This is a genomic window from Pseudomonas sp. CMR5c (assembly GCF_003850545.1).
Classification (GTDB): Bacteria; Pseudomonadota; Gammaproteobacteria; order Pseudomonadales; family Pseudomonadaceae; genus Aquipseudomonas; species Aquipseudomonas piscis.
On sequence record NZ_CP027705.1, the window covers coordinates 6064446 to 6090379 of the forward strand.

Genomic DNA, 25934 nt, shown 5'->3' on the forward strand with positions numbered 1-25934 from the left:
AAGGAACTGATCAGCAAACGCCCGGCAAGTTCGCCTGGATTACCCTTCTCCGGTCATTGCTTCACCGCGATCCTTGACCTGGCGACAAGTATGTTGTGCCGATATCCGTATTTTTCTGCACGAGTCGAAACCGGACACTGCGCGCCATTCAACTTCAACCGGAGTCGCAGTGATGCCCATTGCCTTGCTCGCGCTGACCCTCAGCGCATTCGCCATCGGGACGACCGAATTCGTCATCGTCGGCTTGTTACCCACCATCGGTGCCGACCTCGGGGTCAGCTTGCCGTCCGCCGGGCTGCTGGTCAGCCTCTACGCTCTCGGGGTAGCCATCGGCGCCCCGGTACTCACCGCCCTGAGCGGCAAGGTTCCACGCAAACTGTTGCTGCTGTCGCTGATGGTGCTGTTCACCCTGGGCAACCTCTTGGCCTGGACCGCGCCCGGCTATGAATCCCTGGTGCTGGCACGGATCGTCACCGGCCTGGCCCACGGGGTGTTCTTCTCCATCGGTTCGACCATCGCCACCAGCCTGGTGCCCAAGGAAAAAGCCGCCAGCGCGATCGCCATCATGTTCACCGGGCTGACCGTGGCCCTGGTCACCGGCGTTCCCCTGGGGACCTTCATCGGCCAGCATTTCGGCTGGCGGGAAACCTTCCTCGCGGTAGCCGCCCTCGGCGTGATCGCCTTCATCGGCAGCCTGCTGTACGTCCCCGGGCAGATCGCCCACAGTCGTCCGGCGTCGCTGCTGCAGCAGTTGCAGGTACTCAAGCAGCCTCGCTTGCTGCTGGTCTACGCCATGACTGCGGTCGGCTACGGTGGCTCGTTCATCGCCTTCACCTTCCTGGCGCCGATCCTCCAGGAGATTTCCGGCTTCAGTGCCAGCACCGTGAGCCTGGTGCTGCTGGTGTACGGCGTGTCGGTGGCGGTGGGCAATATCTGGGGTGGCAAGCTGGCGGACCGGCGTGGCCCGATCGGCGCGCTGAAGATCATCTTCGCCCTGCTGGCCAGCGTCCTGCTGTTGCTCACCTTCACTGCAGGCAACCCATGGCTGGCGCTGCTCACCGTGCTGCTGTGGGGTGCGGTGGCCTTCGGCAACGTGCCCGGCCTGCAGGTCTATGTGGTTCGCCAGGCCGAACATCACACGCCCCAGGCGGTGGATGTGGCCTCGGGCCTGAACATCGCCGCGTTCAACCTGGGCATCGCTGGAGGCGCCTGGCTAGGCGGCCTGATCGTCGCCCAACTGGGGTTGATCCATACCGCCTGGATCGGTGCGCTGGTGGTGCTGGTGGCCCTGGGCCTGACCGCCCTCAGCGGTCGCCTGGACCGCCGGGACCCGGCCTTCGCGGCAACGACCGACAACGCTCGGGTCGCAACGGGTCACTGAGGCAGGTTTTGCGCAACGGGGTGCGGCCGGCACCCAGCCAGGCTGCACTCAGGCCCAAGGCAAGCCGCCCGCAGCTCAGGGGGTGCGGCCGGCGCCGAAGCGATTGCGATACTCGCTGGGCGCAAGCCCGGTAATCTTCTTGAACAGGCTGCGAAAGGTCGCCGGGTCCTGGTAGCCCACGGTCCAGGCGATGTGGTCGATGGTGCCGTTGGTGAACTCGAGCATTTCCCGCGCCTTGCCCACCCGCAGGTGCTGGCAGTACTGGGTCGGCTTGAGCCCGGTGGCCGCGCGGAAACGCCGCAGCAGGGTGCGTTCTTCGAGGCCCGCCTGCTGCGCCATCGCCGCCAGCGATACATCCACCGCGCCATTGGCCTGCAACCAGTGCTGCAGCTTGAGGATCGCGGCATCGCCGTGGCTGAGGATCGGGGCGAAATTGCTGCCGCACTGGCTGGCGCTGTCACTGTGCTCCATCACCAGAAAGCGTGCCGTGGCCCTGGCCACTCCCGGCCCCATCAAGCGGTCCACCAGGCGTAGCCCCAGCTCGGCCCAGGCCATGAGGCCGGCAGTGGTGATCAGGTCGCCATCGTCGACTATGGGCTGCTCGGCCTCGAGCCGCACCTGTGGATAACGGGCGGCGAAGGCCTTGGCCGAGGTCCAGTGGGTGGTGGCGCTGCGCCCGTCGAGCAAGCCGCTCTCGGCCAGCACGATCGAACCCACGCACACTCCCCCCAGGGTCGCCCCGGCGGCATGCTGCTGGCGCAACCAGTGGACCAGGGGCGCAGAGACCTGGCTGGTGCAGAAACCGGCCAGCGCCGGTGGGATCACTAGTGCCTGCAACCCGCCGTCAGCACCTTGCCGGCTGTCGTACACCCGGATCGGAGCGTGCTCGGCATCCACCTGCCAATGGCTGACCCGCAGCAGCGGCAGGTGCCCGTCGGACTGCTCGCCGGCTACCCGGTTGGCCACCGCGAACAGATCGGTCAGGCCATGCACCGCGGCCATCTGCACGCCCGGATAAAGCAGTACGCCCAGCTCGGCGACCGCACCTTGAATAGCCACTGTCAGTTTTCCCCCGGTTTATGTCGATGCGGCCAATCCTCGAAGCGCCGCTGCAAGCCGATACTGGGCCCCAGGTCGAACACTCACTTGGAGACAATCCCATGGCCAGACAGGCACTCATCGTAATCGATATCCAGAACGACTACTTCGCCGGGGGCAAATGGCCGCTGGAGGGGGTCGAAGCCGCTGCCGACAACGCCGCCCGGCTGATCCGGGCCTTTCGCCAGAAAGCCGCACCGGTGGTGCATATTCGCCACGAATTCGCCTCCGCCGACGCGCCGTTCTTCACTCCAGGCTCGGAAGGTGCGCAATTGCACGCCAAGGCTCGCAACCAGGGCGACGAGCCGGTGGTGCTCAAGCACCACGTCAACGCATTCCGCGAAACCGAGTTGCAAACGCTCCTCCAGCAGCAAGGCATCGAGGAACTGGTGATCGTCGGCAACATGAGCCACATGTGCGTGGAAGGTACCGCCCGGGCCGCCGCCGACCTGGGTTACCCGGTGCAGGTGATCCACGACGCCTGCGCCACCCTGGACCTGGAGTTCAACGGCAGGCAGGTGCCCGCGGCCCAGGTGCAGAGCGCCGTGATGGCGGCCCTGGCATTCGCCTATGCCAGCGTCCTGTCCACCGATGAGTTCCTGGCCTCAGCCTGACACTCCCGAAGCTCCAGCGCTGCGTTCGCAGGTTGCCTGGCTCAACAGGCAACCTGTACACGGACGCTGCCCAGCACAACTAGACGGCAGCACTGGCTGGGCTGTCGTTCAACTAAAAAAGATCAAGCTGGCATTCAACTTAAAAGCAATCATGAGAATGAGTTTCATTAATACCGGAAGTTTAATTAAACATACGATTAATCTAAGAACCAATGAATCGATTCAATTAAATGGAATTAAAAACAAGCCAGCTATTCAGTAGCCTGCTAATCGTTAGTATCGAGATCGCTTGAAGCCCTTCAACTTTCATCCTCACCAAGACCCCGGCCCTGCTAGCCGAAACCCGCCTTAATATCTTTTCAGAATAGTTTCCCTACGAGCCATAAAACTGCGTTATGAGCCAGTTCATTCGCCTTGCTTGCAAAAACCAAGGCCTTGGCTAACTTGATAGCTACTCGCCACTGAAGTGCTCTTCAGCCGCTAGAAAACCAATAAGAAACCAGCCGAGGAAGCAACTACCCGCACGCTCGAATTCGCACTATCGACATGGAATCGGTCATTTCAATCAAGAGGGATGCTTGATGAAGCGTAGTTCGTTGCCTCGTGCCTTTTCGTTGAAGGGTACAACTGAAAACTATTGGCTCTCACTGCTGGTCTTCTCGGTCCTGGTGATCGCCAGCTTCCTGCTGTTCGAAGAGCAGATCCAGCAGTTGCTCGAACATCTGGGCAACTTCCTCCCCGACGATCCCGTGCAACGCACCAGCCTCGCCCTGTTGCTGGTGGCGCTGCTGGCCCTGGATGTACTGCTGCCGGTGCCTTCGAGCCTGGTGGCACTGCTGGCGGTGGCCGCCCTGGGTGCCATCGGCGGCTACCTGGTGATCTTCGTCGGCCTGTGCCTGGGCGCAGCCCTGGGCTATTGGCTGGGCGCCGGCTACTTCCGCCTGCTGTCCAGCTGGCTGGGCCTGCGTACCTGGCAGCCCGGGCAGATGGCCTACCGTCTCAGCACCTGGTCGCTGATCTGCCTGCGGGGAGTTCCGGTACTGGCGGAAACCTCGGTACTGGCCGCCGGTATGCAACGCTACCCGCTGCGCCAGTTCCTGCTGGTCACTACCCTGGCCAATGCCGGCCTGGCCCTGGCCTACACCGCCATCGGCAGCCTGCTGGTGGAACAGAACGCCCTGTTGGCGACCATCCTCGCCAGCATGGTGCTGCCAGGCCTGTTCCTCGGCGCCCGCAGCCTGTTCAAGCCACGCCCCATGCAATCCCGCATCGCCCAGCCTGAGGTGCTGGAGGGGCGCTTCGAGGTCAGCTACCACTACCCGGTGCTCTTCAGCGACCACTTGTTCCAGGTCGATAATCCCTGCCTGCGCCAGCAACTGCTGCAAACGAGCGGCACACGCGCCACGGTGCTGGTCTTCGCCGATGAACAACTGCTGCACTGCTGCCCGCAATTGGCACAGCAGATCGGCGACTACTTCAGCGCCCATGCCCCCGAGCTGTACCTGAAGGCCGCGCCGATCACGGTGCCGGCCGGAGAGCTGTGCAAGACCCCAGACGTGCTGCAACAGCTGTATGCGCACATGCTCGAACATGGCCTGGATCGTCATTGCCACGTCCTGGCCCTGGGTGGTGGCGCGGTGCTCGATGCCGTGGGCTACGCCTGCGCCACGTTCCACCGGGGCATGCGCCTGGTCCGCATTCCTACCACGGTGCTGGCGCAGAACGATGCCGGCATCGGGGTGAAGAACGGCATCAATGCCTTCGCCCAGAAGAACCTGCTGGGCGCCTTCTACCCGGCCACGGCGGTGATCAACGACTTCCAGCTGCTGCTCAGCCTCTCACCGCGCGACCAGATCGCCGGGCTGGCCGAGGCGGTGAAGGTGGCGGTGATCAAGGACGCGCCGTTCTTCCAGTGGATGGAGGAACAGGCCGAGGCCCTGGCCGGTTTCGAGCACAGCGCCAGCCGCTACGCCATCCGTCGCTGCGCCGAGCTGCACCTGGGGCATATCACCGGCGCCGGCGACCCTTTCGAGCGGGGCAACGGCCGGCCGCTGGACTACGGCCACTGGGCCGCCCACAAGCTGGAGAACCTCAGCCAGCACCGCTTGCGCCATGGCGAGGCAGTGGCCGTGGGCATGGCCCTGGACGCGCTCTACGCCAATGCCAGCGGCCTGCTGAGTGATGCCGAGACCCGGCGCCTGCTGCAATTGCTCGATCGCCTGGGCTTCAACCTGTGCCCTGCGGAGCTGAACCTCAAGGATGCCCAGGGCCGCTCGCTGGTGCTGCAAGGGCTGGAAGAGTTCCGCCAGCACCTGGGAGGCCAGTTGTCGATCCCGATGCTCAAGCGCCTGGGACAGTCCATCGACCTGCATCACATCGAACTGCCGCTGATGGAGCAGGCCCTGGCGCGCCTGGCCGGCAGCCATGGCCCGGACTTCGCCTGGACCGAGGGCTGCGCGCAATGAGCCAGTCGCCCCTGACCACCTGGCTGACCCTGGGCCGAGTCTCCAACCTGCCGACGGTGTGGACCAACGCCGCAGCCGCGGCCCTGCTGGCCAGCAGCGCGACGACCCTGGACCCGCCCTCGCCGCTGGTCTGGACCTTGCTGCTGGTGGCGCTGTCGGCGCTGTACCTGGCGGGCATGCTGCTCAATGACTTGCTCGACGCCGACTGGGACCGCCGCCACCAGAACCCGCGGCCGATCGTCCTGGGGCTGGTCAGCAGTACCCAGGTGAGCCTGGCCACCGCCGCCCTGCTATCGCTGGCGGCCCTGGCGGTGCTCGGCCTCAGCCACTTGATCGCCCAGCCCCATTGGCTGCTGGCCAGCGCTGGGTTGCTGCTACTGTTCATCCTGGCCTACGACCTGCTGCACAAGAAGTACCCCCATAGCGTCTGGCTGATGGGCGGCTGCCGCTCGGCCCTGTACCTGACCGCCGCCGCCAGCCTGGCCATGCCGCCGCAGCCGTTGTGGCTGTGCGCCGCGCTGCTGGGCATCTACATCGCCGGCCTGACCTACCTGGCCCGCCTGGAACACCGCAACCAGCTGCTCAGCCGCCTGCCGCTGTTGCTGATGCTCAGCCCCCTGGCCCTGGCCGCCTATGCCGACAACAGCGCGTTCTGGCTGGTACTGCTGCTGTGGCTGGGCTGGCTGGGCTGGCACTACCAGCGCCACCTGGCCAATCCGCGCCAGCGGCAGATCCGTGCCTTCATCGGAGCAGGACTGGCAGCCCTGCCGCTGTTCGATGCCCTGGTACTGGCCCTGGCCCACCAGCCGCTGGGCAGCCTGCTGTGCGTGCTGGTGTTCTTCCTGCTTCCCCACCTTCAACGCTGGATCAAGCCGACATGAACATGGACGTCACCGCTTCCTCGCCAGCCCTCGCCATGCGCCATGAGGCCTTTGCCCAGCGCCGCCAGTTGCTGGAGCAGCAACTGGACAGCGACACCCGCCATTGGTGGCGACAAGCCCTGGAGCAACTGGCCAGCCAGCCATCGGCCAATACCCTGGTACTGCTCAGCGCCCAATGCCGGCGGCGGCTTGGCGATACGCCGGTGCCGCAGGAGCCGGGCTGGAACCTGACCCAGCTGGCCCGTGCAGTGCTACTGGGACAACTGCTCGAACAACAAGGCGCCGCAGGACAGCTGCCGTTGCTGCGCCAGTTGTTCCTGTGGGGCGACGACCAAGAGAAATGCGTGCTGCTCAAGGTCCTGGACGACCTCGACAACCAGGGCCGCAGCCTGGAGCTGGCACTGCAGGCGGGGCGCACCAACAACCGCGAGGTGTTCGCCGCCATCGCCCTGGACAACCCCTTCGTCGCCCGCCACTACCAGGGACGGGCCTTCCACCAGCTGCTGCTCAAGACCCTGGGCATGGGCCTGGACTGCGGGCGCATCGCCGGCCTGGAACAGCGGCGCAGCGTCGACCTCAACCAGCTGGCCCTGGAGCACATGGAAGAACAACTGGCCGCGGGTCGCAGCGTCAACGACAGCCTGCCCCAGGCCATCGCCTTCGAGCTCTTGAGCCCGGTCCAACTCCAGCGCTTGCGCGGCTTCTGTCAGCAGCAGCGCCTGCCGGCGCACTGGCTGGGGCATTTCCCGCCTGGCACCTGAAGCGCCCGCACCTATCGAGCTTCCTCCACCACTACCTCAGGGATTCACCATGGCCAAGTATTTCGATCCGCATATCCATATGGTCAGCCGCACCACCGACGACTACCAGAACATGGCCGCCGCCGGCATCACCGCGGTCATCGAGCCAGCCTTCTGGCAAGGCCAGGCGCGCACCAGCGTCGGCAGCTTCATCGACTACTTCGACACCCTGCTGGGCTGGGAGCGTTTTCGCGCCAGCATGTTCGGCATCCACCATTTCTGCACCATCGGCCTGAATCCCAAGGAGGCCAACGACCTGTCGGTGGCCAACGAGGTGCTGGAGATCCTGCCGCGCTACCTGGTCAAGGACGGCGTGGTGGCCGTCGGCGAGATCGGCTACGACGACATCACCCCCGAAGAGGATCGCTTTCTCGCTGCCCAGCTCGAACTGGCCAGGCAATTCAACCTGCCGGTCCTGGTGCACACCCCGCACCGGGACAAGATCGGCGGCACCAAGCGCACCCTGGCGGTGATCCGCGAGGTGGGGATCGCCGAACACCTGGTGATCATCGACCACCTCAACGAGCTGACCCTGCCCCTGGTGCTGGACAGCGACTGCTGGCGCGGGCACTCCATCTACCCCAACACCAAGATGTCCGAGCAGCGCATGGTGGCCCTGCTGCAGCAGTACGGCACCGAGAAGATGGTGGTCAACAGCGCCGCCGACTGGGGCATCAGCGACCCGCTCAAGGTGCCCAAGACCGGGCAGGCGATGCTTGCCGCCGGCTTCAGCGAAGCCCAGGTGGAGCAGGTGCTGTTCCACAACCCGGTGGACTTCTTCGCCCAGAGCGGGCAACTGGACAAGCAGTTGGTCAGCACTGCGCTGCCCATCGACCAGCGTCGGCAGTGGCAAGACAACTCTGCCCTGCGGGGCCAGGAGCCGGTGGTCAAATGAGCAGCCGGAGCGGCTGGAGCGCTGCGCAACTGGGCTATTGCGGCAACGTGCACCCGGCGCCGGACCTCGCGGCCCTGCGGGCGTCGATCCTGGAACAGTTCCAGGGCGTGCGCCGGCAGCGGGGGCTGGCGGTCCAGGACAGCGGCCTGTGGATCAGCGCCCGGGCCGCCGCCCAGTTGCAGCAGCCAGAGGCCCGCGAGGCCTTCCTCGACTTGCTGCACGAGTGCGGGCTGCGCCTGACCTCGCTCAATGGCTTCCCCTATGGCCAGTTCCATGAGGGCGTGGTGAAGGCCGAGGTCTACCGGCCAACCTGGGCCGAGCCGCCGCGCCTGGAATACAGCCTGCAATTGGCCCATTTGCTGGCTGCCGCGCTGCCCCTGGACTGTCACCAGGGGGTGATCTCCAGCGTGCCCCTGGGCTATGCCGCCAGCTGGGACCCGGCCCAGCAACAGCAGGCCGAGGAGCAACTGCGGCAACTGACCGCCGAACTGGCCAGCCTGCATCGTCAGAGCGGCAAGCGGATCCTGGTGTGCCTGGAGATGGAGCCGGACTGCGTGCTGGAGAATACCGAGCAGGCCATCGCCTTCTTCAAGCACTGGCGCAGCGTCGATCCCCATCACGGCTACCTGGCCTTGTGCTTCGATGTCTGCCACCAGGCGGTGATGTTCGAAGACTGCTACCAAGCCCTTGAGCGCCTGCTGGCGGCCCGGGTACCGGTGGGCAAGATCCAGCTGTCCAACGCCCTGGTCTGCCAGCTGCCATTCGCCGATCGCCGGCGCCGCGAGCAGGTCCTGCAGGCCCTGGGCAACTTCGTCGAAGCCACCTACCTGCATCAGGTCAAGGCCCGGGATGCCAGCGGGCAACTGCTGGCCTGGGCCGACCTGCCCGCTGCACTAAAGGCAACGGCGCCGGCGCTGGGACAATGCCCGGAGTTGCGGATCCATTTCCATGTGCCGCTGTTCAGCGAGCAGTTCCTGCTGGCCGAGCTTCACGGCAGCCAGCAAGCCCTGCTGCGCACCTTCGACTTCCTCGCCGAGCATCCGCATTTCCAACCGGTGCTGGAGGTCGAGACCTACAGCTGGAACGTGCTGCCCGACACCCTGCGTCCGGATGGCCAGCAGGCGCTGCTGCGGGGTATTGCCGCGGAATTGCAGTGGGTCGAGGGACAACTGCGCCAGCGCCAGTTGCTGCGTGCCCAATCCAGCACCCTGGAGAGCCCCGCCCATGCCTACTGAGCGCGCCCGCCAGCCGCTGCTGCTGATCAACGTGGTGGGCCTGACCCCCAGCCTGCTGGGAGCGGCCACGCCACGGATCAACGCCTTGTTGCAAAGGGCGCGGATGGCCAAGCTGCGCCCGGTTTTCCCGGCGGTGACTTCGACGGTACAAGCTTCGTTCATCACCGGCCTGCCCCCTTCGGGGCACGGTATCGTCGGCAACGGCTGGTACTTTCGCGACCAGGCCGAAGTGCGCTTCTGGCTGCAACCCAACGCCCTGGTCCAGGGCGAAAAGGTCTGGCAGGCCCTGCAACGGGAGATCCCCGGCCTGCGCTGCAGCCAGTTGTTCTGGTGGTTCAATATGTACGCCGAGGTGGACGCCGCGATCACCCCGCGCCCCCACTACCCGGCCGACGGGCGCAAGTTGTTCGGCCTGTACTCCTCGCCTTCGGACCTGCACCAGCGCATCGAGCAGCAGATCGGCGAGTTTCCGTTCCCGGGTTTCTGGGGGCCGGCCGCCGGGATCGCCTCCAGCCGCTGGATCGTCGACTGCGCCATGGCCGAGTTCCAGATCACCCGTCCCGACCTGCAACTGGTCTACCTGCCGCACCTGGACTACAGCCTGCAACGGGTAGGACCCGAGCACCCGTCCATCGCCGATGAGGTACGGGCCATCGACCATGAGGTCGGGCGTTTGCTGGACTTCGCCCGGGCACAGGATGCGGCGGTGATGCTGGTTTCCGAATACGGCATCGAGGCGGTGCAGCAGTCGATCTCCATCAACCGCATCCTGCGCGAACAGGGTCTGTTGCAAGTGCGCCACTCGGTGGCCTGGGAGCTGCTGGACCCCGGCGCCAGCGCTGCCTTTGCGGTGGCCGACCACCAGATTGCCCACGTGTATGTGCACCGTGCGCAAGACATCGCCCGGGTCAAGGCGCTGCTGCAACGCCAGCCCGGCATCGAGCAGGTGCTGGACAAGCACGAGCAGCGGGCCTGGCAGCTCGACCATCCGCGCAGCGGCGAGCTGGTGGCGGTGGCCGCACCGGGCTTCTGGTTCGATTACTACTACTGGCTGGACGACCGCCTGGCCCCGGACTTCGCCCGCACCGTGGATATCCACCGCAAACCGGGCTACGACCCACTGGAGCTGTTCGTCGATCCGGCGATCCGCTTTCCCAAGCTGCGAGTGGCGCGCCGCCTGCTGCAGAAGAAGCTCGGCTTTCGCTACTACATGGACTTGATCCCCCTGGACACCGGACTGATTCGCGGCAGCCATGGACGCTTGCCGAGCAACGAGCAGGTCGGCCCCTTGTTGATCACCGATTGCGATTTACCACTGCCGGAGCAGTTACCGGCCACTGCGGTAAAGCACCTGCTCCTAGCGCATTTCCTAGGGCGCCCCTATGACGATACGGCTCAGGCCAAGGAGATTCCATGCGGCGAACCATCCCTATAGTGCTCGGTATGCTGGGTTGCCTCGCGCAAGCCCAGGCAGCCAGCACTTTCGAATGCAAAGACTTCCTCAATTTCGCGGGTGACCGGGACGGCACCTTCAAGACCTTCCAGCAAAGCCCGGACACCATGGCCTGGAACTGGTTCGTGTGCCTGAACAAGCCCGATCCATCCAAAAGCTCACAACTGCTCTGGGAATCCTTCAAACCCTCCAACGAGGTATACCTCAGCAACGGCGGACCACCCCTGCCGTACAACATGCCTGCCAACGTTCCGGTCGAGGTGACCCAGGCAGCCGGTGGCATCCCCGGAATGGACCCCAACGGGCTGTTCCTCAACCTGGGCGACGACCGTGACGGCAGCACCAACAACGGCATCCAGCAGGTCGATGGCCTGGCCCTCTACATGGGCAACAAGGCACCACCGGCGCAGGCTGGCCAGCCCGTGCGCTTCCACCTGTTGATGGGCGAGCAGACCTACAACTACATCGTCAATAAGAAGGTCTACAACCGTAACGGCCTCTCCACCCTGACCACCGATCTGGTGTTTCCCGCCACCGCCTGGGAACTGAAGACCTCCTGGCTGTGGATCGGTGGCGATGCCACCTTCAAGCAGCAACTCGCCACCCAGGGTTACTACATCGCCCAGGGCTTCTACATCGACAAGATGGGTAACTACCACGTAGGTTTTGCCGGGCTCAGCGGCATGCATGTGATCAACAAGCTGACCGATGGTTGGGTCTGGACCACCTTCGAAAACCGCCACAACCCCGACTACACCGTGACCAACCAGCCCAAGCCGCAGCCAATGACCAACACCACCGGTCCGACCGAGGCCGCCCAGAAGGTGAATCCGCAGTTCCAGCAGCAGAACCCGACGCTGGCCAACTACGAGCTCATCGGCGTGCAGTACAACCCCGATAATCCAGAGCCCAAGCTGCTGGCCAACTCGCAGTTGGAGTCGGCCTTCCAGAGCAGCTCCTCGTGCCTGGCCTGCCATAACACCGCCGCCATCAAGAAGAACACCTTCTTCGACTTCGCCATCCCGGAGAACGACGGCATCGTCTACCCCACCGCCGTACTGCCGCCTTCCGACTTCGCTGGCTACCACAAACTGGACTATGTCTGGTCGCTGAAACGCGCCCAATGGCAACGCTAAGGAGCAGCTCATGAGCGTCTTGAACTTTCCACGGATCTACTTCAACGGCCACATGTACTGGAACCCGCCAACCGCCAACAACAACGACGTATTTCCGCTGTACGACGCGGTGAACATGTGCATGAACTGGAAGTTCCTCAACAAATTCGGCATCAACGATGCCAACGCCAGCAGCAAGCTGCTGCCCTGGATGATCACGGGCCTGAAGTACGAGGAGGTGCCGGACTATGTCCTGCAAGTGCCCGGTAACGGCAGTCCCAAGGGCTATCCGATGATTCCCGCCGAATGGGACCTGTTCGGCGATAACTCCTGCGGCACGGTCGACTACAAGAACATCCGCTCGACCATCGTTGGCGGTGAACTCCAGGCCAGCAACTATATTTCCAACGACGCGCTGATCAACAAGGGCTACCAGTTCTATGGCGCCCCCTTCGGCGGTACCGAACCGACCCCCGCGCGCTTCGTCGATATCAGCCCCTGGCAGAACACCTTTACCGCGCTGTATTTCGACAACATGACCATCGGCGATGATCAGTGCGGGCTGGTCATGCCGCGCCAGTACCGCATGCTCGACCGCTTCCTTAACTTCAACTGGGGGGCTTTCGGTGGCCTGAACTACGTGACCACCACCTGGCAGACCTGCTTCCCGAAAGAGACCCTGCAATGGAACGTCGGTCATTCCGCGCTGTTGCAGACCTTGTTCGAGCAGATGAATAAACAAGGCGCCCAGGGCCTGATGTTCAGATTCACCACCTTCCTGACCTTCTACGACCTGAACGGCATCTTCAACGACTTCCCGCCGGTGAACAGCCACTCCAAGAGTGAAGCGGCCCTGCAGGCGATGCATGACATGTACCAGAAGGGCCTGAACAACGTGGCCGATATCTTCTACAACCCGGCCTACAGCCGTACCGTCGGTACGCTGGGCCTGTGGTTCGCCGACAAGGAGTACCCCACGGCGCCGGCCGGGCTGCGCCTGGCTCCCAAGGAGCCGGTACCGTTCTTCAAGGCGGTTCCGGGCGACTCGATCATCTACCCGCCGACCCGGGATCAGACGGTCACCCTCGGTGTCATCAGCGCCCAGGCCAATGGCGATGTACTGTCCCTGGATCTGGGCAATACCTTTCCGTTCTTTCCGGTCGGTGACGATCCACTGGTGCCTCCAGCGATCGTTGAGGCGAACAAGGGGGTCCCGGTTCCCGGCAAGTTCTACGTCGGCAGCTACGACGTGGTCTATCGCACCACGGACAGCCCGACGCCCATTACCCTGGCCAGCTTCGGTTTCGAGCATTACCGCCAGAGCGAGTACGACAAGCGGGCCGGTCTGCTCGACCTGCCGCTGAGCCCGCAGGCCCAGGAGCAGCTGAAGCAGGAAGGCCGGCTAGAGCTGCACTTGCAGGGCAGTTCCCCGACACTGGTCGCCGCCGCGCAACAGACCTGGACCGCCGAGGTCATCGAAAGCGGCAGCTTCATCAATGTCGGCGATCCCCAGCCGCTGACCCTGAAGATCATGGTGCAATGCAACGGCAAGCCTGCGCCCAAGGGCACCCGGCTGCGAGTCGCCGAATACAACAACGCCTTCAGCGCGACCACCAGTAACTACTACCTGGGGTTCACCAACGATGAAGTCGATTTCACCCTGATCAATGACTATCCGGAGGATCGCGGTCAAAACACCGAGAACCTGCCGCAGTTCGTCAACAGCCGGGTTACTGCCAACTTCCTGACCGTGGGCAGTGGTCGCAGGCTCCAGGCCCTGTCGAAGGCCGAGAAGCAAGCGTCCGTGCCGATCACCTACAAGGCGTTCCTCGGCCAGCCCTCGGCCTTGTCCTTGAAGGCCTGCCTGCAACTCGTCGGCGGCCAGCCCCAGCAAACCCCCTTGGATGGTTCGAACATCAATGTGAACTACAGCGTGGCGCTGATCGAGACCGACGACCAAGGGGTGGCGCAAATCTCGGTGAAAGGCATAGCGCCCGGCTTCCCGACCCTGCGCTTCTTCTTGGCGGATGAACCGGTGGCGTTCAGCTTCAACGTCAACGACGCCTACACCGACTTCCTAGCACCGATCCGGGTGCTGCCGGAGGAACCAAATCTGCTCGAGGAGTTCGTCGAGACCTGGAACCAGGTGTACGAGTACACCGACTCCAACGTGCGGATCTGGAACCAGTTCATCTTTCCCAGGATCCTCCGGCCCTTCTACTACCTGTACCCGATCATGAACAAGTTCATGCCGCTGGACTCGCTGCAGCGCATCGAAGGAGCGATCGATCAGTTCACCCGCCTGATCAGCCAGAAGTACCAGGAGGAAAGCACCCTGGCGATGCCCATCACCCGGGATCTGCCGCAAAGCCGGCGCAGGGTGCTGGAGACCTGGGCCAACCAGTTGGTGAAACAGGGATACCCACCCCAGAAGCTCAATCTCACCGAGTGCCCGTGATCCCCAACTACGACCATCACTGAACGGATGCCGAGCGCGCCACGCGCGCCCGGTCCATCCCAAGGAGTGTGCGATGCGAATCCGTCTTTTCAGGCACCTGCTGGCAGCCACCACCTTGCTCTGCGCCAGCCAGGCGGTACTGGCCGGCCAGAACGGCGACAACGTGTATTTCAACATGGGCGTGCACAACACCAAGGGCTGCACCGTCCTCAACAACAACTGCATCGCCAAGCGCAAGGCCGGTGAGCCGGCTGACCCGCAGTTCCCCGCGACCTGGATCAGCGACTGGACCATGTACCGGGTCACCAACAACTACGAGAAGAACCAGCCGCCCTACAGCAGCCCGCCCAGCACCCTGCAACCGAGCGACTACACGGTGTCCCAGGGCACCAGCTACTACGACAACACCTACGTCCCGGCCGACGGCGACGGCACCGGGGCGATGATGGAGCACTACGAGAAGTACTGCCTGCCGATCTTCCCGATCAAGGACAACAACTACACCTGCTCCTTCGTCTCCCTGGGCAACAAGGCCTACTTCCTCACGTACCCCGAGGACCGGCCCAAGGACATGCCGGCCTGCTGCATGTTCTCGCCAATGAACCATCCGCCGCGCCAGGACTTCGTCAAGCACCTGCCCTACAGCGCCAGCCGCAGCCAGAACCTGGGCGGCAGCGTGCTGGCCTATGCCCTGGAGCTCAAACCCCAGGGCCAGCCACCGATCCTGTTCGGCTATGCCTTCAACAAGCAGGCCACCAGCGACGGTCCGGGCCAGCCGGCCTACCAGCACCCGCAGTCGTTCTACTTCTCCGGCGATGCCAGCGTGGCCAACGCCCCCATCGTCAGCCAGAACTACCGCAACTGGAGCAACGCCAAGCCGGACCCGGCCAAGACCTGGGACCAGGTGGCGCAGATGTGCCCGTCCAACCCGCCGGACTGCCAGCTCTTCACCCCACCGCCATCGCTGAAGAACGGTGCACGGCCGCAGTGGAACCAACTCGCGCCCATTTCGCAGTGACAGGAGCCGCCTCATGAATCATTGGAGCCGTTTCACCGCGCTGCTGCTGTTGGCCGCGGCCAGCCTGCCGGCCAGTGCCCTGCAGCCCACGGCGGTGACCTCGCAGACCGTCGGCCAGTGCCCGCCGCTGCCGGTGGCCCCCCCGGCCGGGGCATCGCAGCAGGCCTTCGATCAATACAGCTGGCAGCTGTTCATCGCCTTGAACTGGCCGGCCCTGGCCGGGCAGCGTGGCGTCGCCGATTGCAGCAAAACCCTGGGCAGTCCTGGCGATACCGTGTGGCAGAGCTACAAGGGCGTGAATGAGGTCTTCCTGCCTCAAGGGCAGGACCCCGGTCCATGGAATTCGCCACCTATGGCCAAGGTCCTCAAGCTGATCAATATCGCAGGGCGCAAGAACACCGCAACGGCCAACGACAACCAGGCCGTGGGCGGCTGGCTGATCGACCAGAACGGCAATCCGACCTATTACCAGATTGCCGCCAATCAGGTTTCCTACGACTACATCGTCAACAACCAGTTCTACAACGCCGATGTCGTTGCAAAGGCCAGCAACATCAACTTCCCCAATGCGACCAACGAGATCAAATCCAGCTGGCGAATACTCACCTCAAAGGATGATCCCAGCCGCTACCTGCACATGCAGGCCCAGATCACCACGTTCGATGCACAAGGCGTGGCCAACGGTACGGCTCAAGCGACGCTAGGCCTGGTGGGGCTGCACATCGTCAACAAGATCGAGGGGTTTCCACAGTGGATCTGGTCGACCTTCGAGCAGGTCGACAATGTGCCGCCCAAGGTCAAGCAAGGGGACCAGTGGGTCAATCAACCGCAGCCAGGAATCGCGTACTCCTACTTCGATGCCAAGGCGCCTGCCGACAAGGTCAATCAGAGCCCCTGCGACTGGACCCTGAACAATGGCCACATGACCTGCACGCCGAAGCCGGGGATGAGTTTCACCACCCCCAACCCACTGGACCGTTTTACCCCGTTGACCGACGCCACGACCAAGCTCAACAGCGAGTACCAGGCGCTGCCGCAGGTTCAGGCCTCGGTATTCAAGTACTACCAGTTGATCACCACCCAATGGAGTACTACGCCCAACCCTGGCGCGCCCATGGGCCAGACGACCCCTGAACTGTCGGCCAACGTGACCATGGAGAGCTACATCCAGCCCAACAGCAGCTGCACCAACTGCCACTCCATGGCAACGCCGATCAACAGCCTGCAAAAGGCCGATTTTTCCTACCTGTTCAAGTTCGCCCAATCCCCCAGCAGCCCAGCCACCAAGGGCAAGGAGTGAATCATGAGTATTCTCAATGGACCGCGGCTGAACTTCTGGGGCGGGATCGAGGCCAACGTCAGCCTGCCCAACAACTCGCCCACCATTCCCAGCGATCCCACCAATCCCGACAGCAAAGCAACACTGTCACTTTTCGACCTGACCACCTCGACCCTGTACCCCGAGGCCGAGGTCTATAGCGACGACCAACTGACCGAAATGATCAATGCACCGACAGGCACCTACTACACCGCCGGTGGCTGGAACCACTACGGGCAGCATGTCGTCACCCTGGACAGCGTCGCCATCAGTTCCCAGGGCACGCCCGGCAACATCAGCACTCAGGGGGATCTTGTCGGCGAACCGTTCTACCTGCTGGGGTCGGTGGACCCGGTCACCGGCGCGGCACCGGTGACCGGGCCGATGATGGTCGACCTGGACCCGACCGGCACCATCAGCTCGCAGATTTTCCTCGGCGGCCTGCAGATCGGCAACAGCACGCCCCCGCAGTTGCTGGTCAAGGGCAATACGGTATGTAGCAGTTATGACGTGGCCATCCGGATTCTCGACCCAGAGCAGGATGCGCCGGGGTCCAACCGTATCAGCGGCAGTTTTCAGGTCACTTTCTCTCGCGACCAGATCGTCAGCTACAACAAGGACAACCCGCTCCTGTGCTCCATCATCGAGGCCCCCGGCGCGACCGGCATCGTCGTGCGCTTCGTCATGTTCGAGATGTGCCCGAAAATGACCACGGCGCAACTGGACGCCGACTACGCCGCCCACCAGTACACCTCCAACCCAAGCATCGGCCGCGTGGTCGGCACCCTGGCTCCCGCCTTTGCCGGGGAACCACTGATCGTCACCGCCGGGCGCCAGCTCATCAATCCGTCCACAGGCAGCGCCGGCTACGCGAGCGTGCTCGACAACAACCTGCTGAGCCTCGACATGCTCAATATCATTCCCAAGCAGGCGTTTCGCAGCGTTCGAACCGACAACACCTCGCCCATCGGCCCCAATGCGAACTTCGGCAATGTTTCGATCAACCTTGGCTCGACGACACTGACTACCCTGGATCCGCTCAAGACTCCGCTATCGGACTACTACGTATATGGCGGCATCCTTGACCTGCCGCTGACGCCCGCACAACGCCAGTTGGCCAGCCAGGAGCCAATTGCCATCAAGGCTCCGCTGACGCGCTACTACCCCACCACCCCCAAGCCCAGACCGATCAACATCGACGCCATCGAACAGACTTATCGCCTGAGTTCCAATCAACGCAATCTGTATCTTGAGGATTACCCCGAGGGCCTCGATATCACCTTGAGCTTGAGTCAACTGGGCCAACCGGTGACCAAGGACACGGTGATCATCATCACTCCCGGCCCCTGCAACGACGATCCGAAAGCCCCCTACATAAGCCCCGAGTTCTGGGACTTCCTCGACTTCGCCCCCCGGCAAACGATCAAGGCAGGCCAATCCAGCGTGAGTTTCAAGGTCAGCCTCAGGCCCGGTTCCGCGGCGCAGGCCGGTTTTGTCACCTTGAACTGCGCGGTCGAAAACAGCGACGACAACGGTTTTTTCATCAACCTGCGCAAATACGCCATCACCGATTTCGGTATTGCGCCGGGTAGTACTGTCACCTGGGACCAGGTGTACAAGCATGTGCTGCGTTTTCACTACCTGGCCTTCCCCGCCATGTCCCGCTACATCGCACTCGATCAGCAGGACGCCGTCTGGGGATCACGCCAGATGATCCTGGCACGCACCTCCCAGGAATACCTCGGCACCACCTTGTACATGCCGGTGGTGCGCTCGATGTCCGCCAGCCAGAGAGCCCTGCTCAAGTGCTGGTTCACCAATGAACCCTGGCAGCCGCTGCAGTGATGGGTCGCGCTAATTGTGAGGGAGAACCCGTATGCCAATTGCATTGCTCATCCCCGGCCAAGCCCAGGAAAACCTGCGCCCCAGCAAGGTGGTCGTCGAAGGGTTGGTGAACCCCCGCGGCCTCTGCCTGCAAGCCGACGGCAGCCTGCTGCTGGCCGAAGCCGGCTCCGGGCTGGCGGACCAACCCTTCAGTGGGCGCATCAGCCGCCTGCGTCCGGACCCGCAAGCTCCCGGTGAATACTTGCCACCCGAGGTCCTGGCCCAGGGCTTTCGCTCGATGAACATGCAGTCGCGGATGTTGCGCGATGAAATCATGGGCCTGTCGGACATCGCCCTGGGAGCCGGGCGCTGCCTGGCCAGCCAGACCGACTATGTCGCCGGCTCGAAGCTCGTCGACCTGCAATACAGCCCGCCCGAACCGGTATTCCACAGCCGCGGCAACCTCAACTCGCTGTGCTACCACCCTGGGCGTCGCAGCTGGCTGGCGGTCAAGCCCGATACCAACCAGTTGGTGGAGTTCGTCGATGACGGCGAACAGGTCCTGGCGCAATTGCCCGACCTGGACCAGGGCCAGGAAGCCGTGCCGGTAACCCTGGTGTACGAGCCGCAGACCGGGGCGGTGCTGATCAGCCTGTTTTCCGGCGAACTGCGCCGCGACCCGGCGCGCCTGGGTATCGAGTTCGCCGACAAGGCCGGCCAGGTGATCCGGGCCTGGCCCGACAACGGACGGATCGAGGTGTTGGTACGCGGGCTGCAATTACCCACCGGGCTGGCCCTGGACCCACAAGGGCGGATCCTGGTGCTGGAGTTGTGCGACCGGCTGTTGCAACCCTTGCAGCCGGACTGGTCCGGCGAGGCCTTGCACGGCGGATTCGCCCGTTTCAGCGGGCGCCTGCTGCGCTGCGACCTGCAACAGCGCAGCGTACAGGTTCTGGCCAGTGGCCTGGATACGCCCTCCAACTTGTGTTGTGTCGAGGGCGCGGTGCTGGTCAGCGAGGGCATGGGCCTGAGTGGCCGGGCGATTCCCACGCCAGACCAGCGGGTGGTGGCCCTGGCTGGGCGCCTGCGGCGGGTGGCGCTGTAGGAACCCGGTCGGCCAATGTGGCTGAATTGGCTGTGCGCTACGGCTGCCTTCAGCGGACCGCAGCGCACAGCGCATCAGCGATGCTCGGGCGGTGAGGGCCAGCGACCCCCTGCGTCAATCTGCGAAAGCCCCGGGGTAGAGGTCGTTGTAGGCCTTCCTGAGCCGATCATCGTTCATGCCCAGCACCCGGACCAGCGTCCCGCTGAACATGCAAGGCATCACGGCCAGGACGATCAGCAAGCCGAGCATTGCCATGGCTGTGCTTGCGCCCAACGTCTCGGCGAATGCGCCACCGACCAGGGCACCGAAGGGAATGACGCCAGCAGGCGCTGGCGGTCATACTCATCGCCCAGCCAGCCGCACAAGGCCCGGGACAACACATCGGCGAAGGTGGCAATGGCAACGAGAACAGCAGCGGATCGCCCGTCTTGTCCAGAACCCACCAGGCAATCGCCAACTGGCCGCAACGGGCCCCCACTGCATTCAGCAATGCCGCGAGCTGGAGCAAATAGAAGCTGCGCCCCAGGCCACTGAACGACGACACGGTCATCGCGCCTGGCGTCCGAGGGCGATACCGGTGCCCAGGCCAATCGACAGATGGTGGCCTGGCGGCCCATTCACGATGCCCCCAGGCAGCCGCTTGCAGCGCCTCATGTAAGACCTCCATCCATGGTGTCTTGCTCATGCCCCGGGCGATTGCCGACGCACCGGGGGTTTGTACGTCGGGTAGAAATGAAAACCCCCGCTAGGCGGGGGTTTTCGCAGGAGACTTCAGAGAAGTTCCGGGGAGCAGCTTAGAACGGAATATCGTCATCGAAGCTGTCGAAGTCCGGTGCCGGCTGCGGAGCAGGCTGTTGTGGCGCTGGACGCTGCGGAGCCTGTTGCGGACGTGGTGCCTGCTGGCGAGGTGCGGACTGCTGGTAGTTGTTGCCGCCGCCCTGTTGGTCGCCCTGTTGAGGACGGCCGCCCAGCAGCTGCATGGTGCCCTGCATGTCGACGATGATCTCGGTGGTGTAGCGCTTGATGCCGTCTTTTTCCCACTCGCGGGTCTGCAGCTTGCCTTCGATGTACACCTGCGAACCCTTGCGCAGGTATTCGCCGGCGATCTCCGCGACCTTGCCGAACATCGATACACGGTGCCACTCGGTACGCTCGACCTTCTGGCCGGTCTGCTTGTCGGTCCACTGCTCGCTGGTGGCCAGGCTCAGGTTGGTCACGGCGTTACCGTTAGGCAGGTAGCGAACTTCGGGATCCTGGCCGCAAGTGCCGACCAATATGACTTTGTTAACCCCACGGGCCATAACGTTCTCCTAGGCTTCGCGCGACGACGGCGCTGGATTGACCAGCTGCTCGAGGGTCGCGCGATCCAATAATTCGGTGTCCAATTTGATGTAAATGGCAGCCTCCTCGGCCACCACCACGGCATCTGTTACCCCTGCGACAGCCTTCAGGCGCTCGACCAGGCCGGCTTCGCGGATCGCTTCGGGCGATAACGGCAAGCGCAGGCTCGTCACATACGGGGGCTCGCGCATGGTAACAGCAAAGGCCAGCCAGAGTGCAGCCAGACCTGCGCATCCGAGGAACACAACCGACAAACCGCCATGCTGGAACAACCAGCCGCCGAGGATGCCGCCCAATGCCGAACCGAGGAACTGGCTGGTGGAGTACACCCCCATCGCCGTTCCCTTGCCGCCCGCCGGCGAGACCTTGCTGATCAGCGATGGCAGGGAAGCCTCCAGCAGGTTGAAAGCGGTGAAGAACACCACGGTGCCGATCACCAGCGCTTGCAAGCCGTTGCCGAACTCCCAGAAGAATAGTTCGGTGAGCAGCAGCGTACTGACCGCGCCCAGCAGAACTCGTTTCATTTTGCGTTTCTTCTCGCCATAGATGATGAACGGGATCATGGCGAAGAACGAAATCAGCAGCGCGGTCAGGTACACCCACCAATGCTGCTCCTTGGGCAAGCCGGCTTTTTCCACCAGGGCCAGGGGCAATGCGACGAAGCTCGACATCAGCATCGCGTGGAGCACGAAGATGCCCAGGTCCAGGCGCAACAGGTCGGGGTGCTTGAGCGTCGGAACCAGGGCCTGGCGCGCTACGCCAGACTCGCGGTGCTGCAGCGGGCCGGTAGAACGCGGCACGATGAAGGCGATGATCAGGATGCCCACCAGGGCCATGGCCCCGGTGGCCAGGAACAGCCCCGAAAGGCCGAAGCTACGGGTCAGCAGCGGACCGACCACCATCGCCACGGCGAAGGACAGACCGATGGTCATGCCGATAATGGCCATGGCCTTGGTCCGGTGCTGCTCGCGGGTCAAGTCGGACAACAGCGCCATCACCGCCGCGGAAATCGCTCCCGCGCCCTGCAGGATACGTCCGGCGATCACGCCCCAGATCGAATCCGCGTTGGCTGCCAGCACGCTGCCCAGGGCGAACACGATCAGCCCCAGGTAGATCACCGGGCGCCGCCCGATGCGGTCGGAAATGATGCCGAAGGGAATCTGGAACAACGCCTGGGTCAGGCCGTACGCGCCGATCGCCAGGCCGATCAGGGCCGGGGTGGCACCCGCCAGATCCATTCCATAGGTCGCCAGGACCGGCAACACCATGAACATGCCAAGCATACGGAAGGCGAACACCAGGGCCAGGCCGCTTGCCGCGCGGGTCTCGCCACCACTCATGCGTTCGCTGTGGGGATCGTGCATGGAATAACCTCGTATGAACCGGCGGCGATTCTACCAGTCCGATCGATTGAGGGGATATATGGCGACGCTTTGCCGCGCAGCCCTTCCCGGCGATCGAAAAACCGCCGCCAATGGTGTGCATCCATCCAGTGTTTAGTTTTATACTCCTGCCTTTACGCCCGCCGATCGAGGCCTCTTTTGGACAAGATTCTGATTCGTGGGGCCCGTACCCACAACCTGAAGAACATCGACCTGACCCTGCCCCGGGACAAGTTGATCGTCATCACCGGTCTGTCTGGGTCCGGCAAGTCATCCCTGGCTTTCGACACCTTGTACGCCGAAGGCCAGCGCCGCTATGTCGAGTCGCTGTCGGCCTACGCCCGGCAATTCCTGTCGATGATGGAAAAGCCCGATGTGGACACCATCGAAGGACTGTCCCCGGCGATTTCCATCGAACAGAAATCCACTTCCCACAACCCGCGCTCGACGGTCGGCACCATCACCGAGATCTACGACTACCTGCGCCTGCTCTATGCCCGCGTCGGTACTCCGCGCTGCCCGGACCACGATATCCCGCTGGAAGCCCAGACCGTCAGCCAGATGGTCGACCTGGTACTGGCCCAGCCCGAGGGCAGCAAACTGATGTTGCTGGCGCCGGTGATCCGCGAACGCAAGGGTGAGCACCTCTCGGTATTCGAGGAGTTGCGGGCCCAAGGCTTCGTTCGCGCCCGGGTCAACGGCAAGCTGTTCGAACTGGACGAGCTGCCGAAGCTGGATAAACAGAAGAAGCATTCGATCGATGTGGTGGTCGACCGCTTCAAGGTGCGGGCCGACCTGCAGCAGCGCCTGGCCGAGTCCTTCGAGACGGCCCTGAAACTGGCGGATGGCATTGCCCTGGTGGCGCCGATGGACGACGAGCCCGGGGAAGAAATGATCTTCTCCGCCCGCTTCGCCTGTCCGATCTGCGGCCATGCCATCAGCGAGCTGGAACCCAAGCTGTTTTCCTTCAACAACCCGGCCGGCGCCTGCCCGACCTGCGATGGCCTGGGGGTCAAGCAGTTCTTCGACATCAAGCGCCTGGTCAATGGCGAACTGACCCTGGCGGAAGGGGCGATCCGCGGCTGGGACCGGCGCAACGTCTATTACTTCCAGATGCTCGGTTCATTGGCCGCCCACTATGGCTTCAGCCTGGAGGTTGCGTTCAACCAGCTGCCGGCCGACCAGCAGAAGGTCATCCTCAATGGCAGCGGCACGCAGAACGTCGACTTCAAGTACCTGAACGATCGGGGCGACATCGTCAAGCGCTCCCATCCGTTCGAGGGCATCGTGCCGAACCTGGAGCGCCGCTACCGCGAAACCGAGTCGGCCACCGTGCGTGAAGAACTGGCCAAGTTCCTCAGCACCCAGCCCTGCCCGGATTGCCGGGGTACGCGGCTGCGTCGCGAGGCGCGGCATGTATGGGTCGGAGAAAAAACCCTGCCGGCCGTCACCAGCCTGCCTATCGGCGATGCCACCGATTACTTCGGTACCATCAAGCTCACCGGGCGCCGTGGCGAGATCGCCGACAAGATCCTCAAGGAAATCCGCGAGCGCCTGCAGTTCCTGGTCAATGTCGGGCTCGACTACCTGACCCTGGACCGCAGTGCCGACACCCTGTCCGGCGGTGAGGCCCAGCGTATCCGCCTGGCCAGCCAGATCGGCGCCGGCCTGGTGGGAGTGATGTACATCCTCGACGAGCCATCCATCGGCCTGCACCAGCGGGACAACGATCGCCTGCTGGGCACCCTCAAGCACCTGAGGGACATCGGCAACACGGTGATCGTGGTCGAACACGACGAAGACGCCATCCGCCTGGCCGACTATGTGGTGGATATCGGACCGGGAGCCGGAGTACATGGCGGCCAGATCGTCGCCGAAGGCACCGCGGCCGAGGTCATGGAGCACCCGGATTCCCTGACGGGCAAGTACCTGTCGGGGCGGGTGAAGATCGTGGTCCCGGCCAAGCGCACGCCGCGCAACAAGAAGCTGTCCCTGACCCTCAAGGGTGCCCGTGGCAACAATCTGCGCAATGTCGACCTGGAGATTCCAATCGGCCTGCTGACCTGCGTCACCGGGGTATCCGGCTCGGGCAAGTCGACGCTGATCAACAATACCCTGTTCCCACTAAGCGCCACCGCGCTGAACGGCGCTACCACCCTGGAAGCCGCACCGCACGACAGCATCAATGGGCTGCAGCATCTGGACAAGGTGGTGGACATCGACCAAAGCCCGATCGGTCGCACGCCCCGTTCCAACCCAGCCACCTACACCGGGTTGTTCACCCCGATCCGCGAGCTGTTCGCTGGCGTGCCGGAGTCTCGCTCCCGCGGCTACGGCCCTGGACGCTTCTCCTTCAACGTCAAGGGCGGTCGCTGCGAGGCGTGCCAGGGCGATGGCCTGATCAAGGTGGAGATGCACTTCCTGCCGGACATCTACGTGCCCTGCGATGTGTGCAAGAGCAAGCGCTACAACCGCGAGACCCTGGAGATCAAGTACAAGGGCAAGAGCATCCACGAGGTCCTGGAAATGACCATCGAGGAAGCGCGGGAGTTCTTCGATCCGGTACCGGCCCTGGCGCGCAAGCTGCAGACCCTGATGGATGTGGGACTGTCCTACATCAAGCTCGGCCAATCGGCCACCACCTTGTCCGGTGGTGAGGCGCAGCGGGTCAAGCTGTCCCGTGAGCTGTCCAAGCGCGATACCGGCAAGACCTTGTATATCCTCGACGAACCGACCACCGGCCTGCATTTCGCGGATATCCAACAGTTGCTGGATGTCCTGCACCGCCTGCGCGACCACGGCAACACCGTGGTGGTGATCGAGCACAACCTGGATGTGATCAAGACCGCAGACTGGCTGGTGGACCTGGGTCCGGAAGGCGGCTCCAAAGGTGGCCAGATCATCGCGGTGGGTACACCGGAACAGGTGGCCGAGATGCCTCAGTCCCACACCGGCCACTATCTGAAGCCGTTGCTGATCCGCGACCGGGCCTGAGGGCCATGAAAAAGCCCCTGGCACCTTAGGGCGCCAGGGGCTTTTTTATTTCTTGCGTTCGCCAATGGCCAACGCCGTCTGCGATCAGAACTGCGATTGCAGGTAGTTCTCCAGGCCGATGGACTTGATCAGACCCAGTTGCTTTTCCAGCCAGTAGGTGTGGTCTTCCTCGGTGTCCGCCAGTTGGACCCGCAGGATGTCACGGCTGATGTAGTCCTTGTGCAGTTCGCACAACTCGATGCCTTTGCACAGTGCCGCGCGCACTTTGTATTCCAGGCGCAGGTCGCTGGCCAGCATGTCCGGCACAGTGGTGCCAGTGTCGAGATCGTCAGGACGCATGCGCGGCGTGCCCTCGAGCATCAGGATGCGGCGGATCAAGGCGTCAGCGTGTTGTGCCTCTTCCTCCATCTCGTGGTTGATGCGCTCATAGAGCTTGGTGAAGCCCCAGTCTTCGTACATCCGCGAATGAATGAAATATTGGTCGCGTGCTGCCAGTTCTCCCGTCAGCAACGTGTTGAGGTAATCGATTACGTCGGGATGACCTTGCATCGCCCTAC

The 25934-nt window shown here is 63.5% G+C and carries 20 protein-coding genes; 15 read left to right on the forward strand and 5 right to left on the reverse strand.

The genetic code is table 11. The features are described from left to right. Nucleotides 1-172 precede the first annotated feature (172 nt). Nucleotides 173-1381 (forward strand): MFS transporter, encoded by a 1209-nt coding sequence (locus C4K40_RS28000; RefSeq protein ID WP_053134908.1) that lies wholly within the window; start codon nt 173-175, stop codon nt 1379-1381. Between the two features lie 75 nt (nt 1382-1456). On the opposite strand, the gene C4K40_RS28005 is transcribed toward C4K40_RS28000, so the two are convergent. Next, nucleotides 1457-2383 carry a GlxA family transcriptional regulator gene (locus C4K40_RS28005; RefSeq protein WP_371263484.1) on the reverse strand — a complete coding sequence of 309 codons (927 nt, stop codon included), beginning with the start codon at nt 2381-2383 and terminating at the stop codon, nt 1457-1459. Between the two features lie 158 nt (nt 2384-2541). Between C4K40_RS28005 and C4K40_RS28010 the strand changes: the two genes are divergently transcribed. The 13 genes from C4K40_RS28010 (at nt 2542) to C4K40_RS28070 (ending at nt 19660) form a co-directional block, all read left to right on the forward strand. Beyond that, nucleotides 2542-3093 (forward strand): cysteine hydrolase family protein, encoded by a 552-nt coding sequence (locus C4K40_RS28010; protein WP_053134913.1) that lies wholly within the window; start codon nt 2542-2544, stop codon nt 3091-3093. A gap of 581 nt (nt 3094-3674) precedes the next feature. Further along, nucleotides 3675-5558, forward strand: a complete 1884-nt coding sequence (locus tag C4K40_RS28015; protein WP_022641307.1) for a 3-dehydroquinate synthase — start codon at nt 3675-3677, stop codon at nt 5556-5558. Beyond that, nucleotides 5555-6439, forward strand: coding sequence for a UbiA family prenyltransferase (locus tag C4K40_RS28020; RefSeq protein ID WP_053134916.1), 885 nt, complete (start codon nt 5555-5557; stop codon nt 6437-6439). The genes C4K40_RS28015 and C4K40_RS28020 overlap by 4 nt, the downstream gene beginning before the upstream one ends. Further along, complete coding sequence (locus tag C4K40_RS28025) at nt 6436-7200, forward strand: EboA domain-containing protein (protein WP_053134920.1); 765 nt, start codon at nt 6436-6438, stop codon at nt 7198-7200. Before C4K40_RS28020 ends, C4K40_RS28025 begins: the two co-directional genes overlap by 4 nt. Nucleotides 7201-7249: 49 nt before the next feature. Beyond that, nucleotides 7250-8134: a TatD family hydrolase gene (locus C4K40_RS28030; protein WP_022641311.1), complete on the forward strand. Its 885-nt coding sequence runs from the start codon at nt 7250-7252 to the stop codon at nt 8132-8134. Further along, entirely contained in the window at nt 8131-9369 is a 1239-nt protein-coding gene (eboE, locus tag C4K40_RS28035) for a metabolite traffic protein EboE (protein WP_053134923.1), read from the forward strand. Before C4K40_RS28030 ends, eboE begins: the two co-directional genes overlap by 4 nt. Continuing rightward, nucleotides 9359-10804: an alkaline phosphatase family protein gene (locus C4K40_RS28040; RefSeq protein WP_022641313.1), complete on the forward strand. Its 1446-nt coding sequence runs from the start codon at nt 9359-9361 to the stop codon at nt 10802-10804. The genes eboE and C4K40_RS28040 overlap by 11 nt, the downstream gene beginning before the upstream one ends. Further along, the gene (locus tag C4K40_RS28045; RefSeq protein WP_031320613.1) at nt 10783-11958 is read left to right on the forward strand and encodes a hypothetical protein; all 1176 of its coding nucleotides are present in this window, start codon (nt 10783-10785) and stop codon (nt 11956-11958) included. The genes C4K40_RS28040 and C4K40_RS28045 overlap by 22 nt, the downstream gene beginning before the upstream one ends. Nucleotides 11959-11968: 10 nt before the next feature. Then, a complete protein-coding gene (locus C4K40_RS28050; protein ID WP_053134926.1) occupies nt 11969-14395 on the forward strand; it encodes a hypothetical protein in 2427 nt (808 codons plus the stop codon). 73 nt (nt 14396-14468) lie between these two features. Then, nucleotides 14469-15413 (forward strand): hypothetical protein, encoded by a 945-nt coding sequence (locus C4K40_RS28055; RefSeq protein ID WP_022641316.1) that lies wholly within the window; start codon nt 14469-14471, stop codon nt 15411-15413. A 13-nt stretch (nt 15414-15426) separates the two neighbouring features. Beyond that, on the forward strand, nt 15427-16713 hold the full coding sequence (locus tag C4K40_RS28060) for a hypothetical protein (RefSeq protein WP_053134927.1): 1287 nt from the start codon (nt 15427-15429) through the stop codon (nt 16711-16713). A 3-nt stretch (nt 16714-16716) separates the two neighbouring features. Then, nucleotides 16717-18576: a hypothetical protein gene (locus C4K40_RS28065; protein WP_053134931.1), complete on the forward strand. Its 1860-nt coding sequence runs from the start codon at nt 16717-16719 to the stop codon at nt 18574-18576. 31 nt (nt 18577-18607) lie between these two features. After that, nucleotides 18608-19660 carry a hypothetical protein gene (locus C4K40_RS28070; protein WP_053134934.1) on the forward strand — a complete coding sequence of 351 codons (1053 nt, stop codon included), beginning with the start codon at nt 18608-18610 and terminating at the stop codon, nt 19658-19660. A 114-nt stretch (nt 19661-19774) separates the two neighbouring features. On the opposite strand, the gene C4K40_RS31675 is transcribed toward C4K40_RS28070, so the two are convergent. From C4K40_RS31675 to C4K40_RS28080, 3 genes are all read right to left on the reverse strand, one after another. Next, nucleotides 19775-19915, reverse strand: a complete 141-nt coding sequence (locus C4K40_RS31675) for a hypothetical protein (protein ID WP_157064365.1) — start codon at nt 19913-19915, stop codon at nt 19775-19777. 539 nt (nt 19916-20454) lie between these two features. Further along, a complete protein-coding gene (locus tag C4K40_RS28075; RefSeq protein ID WP_022641321.1) occupies nt 20455-20961 on the reverse strand; it encodes a single-stranded DNA-binding protein in 507 nt (168 codons plus the stop codon). 9 nt (nt 20962-20970) lie between these two features. After that, complete coding sequence (locus tag C4K40_RS28080) at nt 20971-22365, reverse strand: MFS transporter (protein WP_053134937.1); 1395 nt, start codon at nt 22363-22365, stop codon at nt 20971-20973. 177 nt (nt 22366-22542) lie between these two features. Between C4K40_RS28080 and uvrA the strand changes: the two genes are divergently transcribed. After that, on the forward strand, nt 22543-25377 hold the full coding sequence (gene uvrA, locus C4K40_RS28085; protein WP_022641323.1) for an excinuclease ABC subunit UvrA: 2835 nt from the start codon (nt 22543-22545) through the stop codon (nt 25375-25377). A gap of 84 nt (nt 25378-25461) precedes the next feature. On the opposite strand, the gene bfr is transcribed toward uvrA, so the two are convergent. After that, a complete protein-coding gene (gene bfr / locus C4K40_RS28090) occupies nt 25462-25926 on the reverse strand; it encodes a bacterioferritin (protein ID WP_022641324.1) in 465 nt (154 codons plus the stop codon). Nucleotides 25927-25934 lie beyond the last annotated feature (8 nt).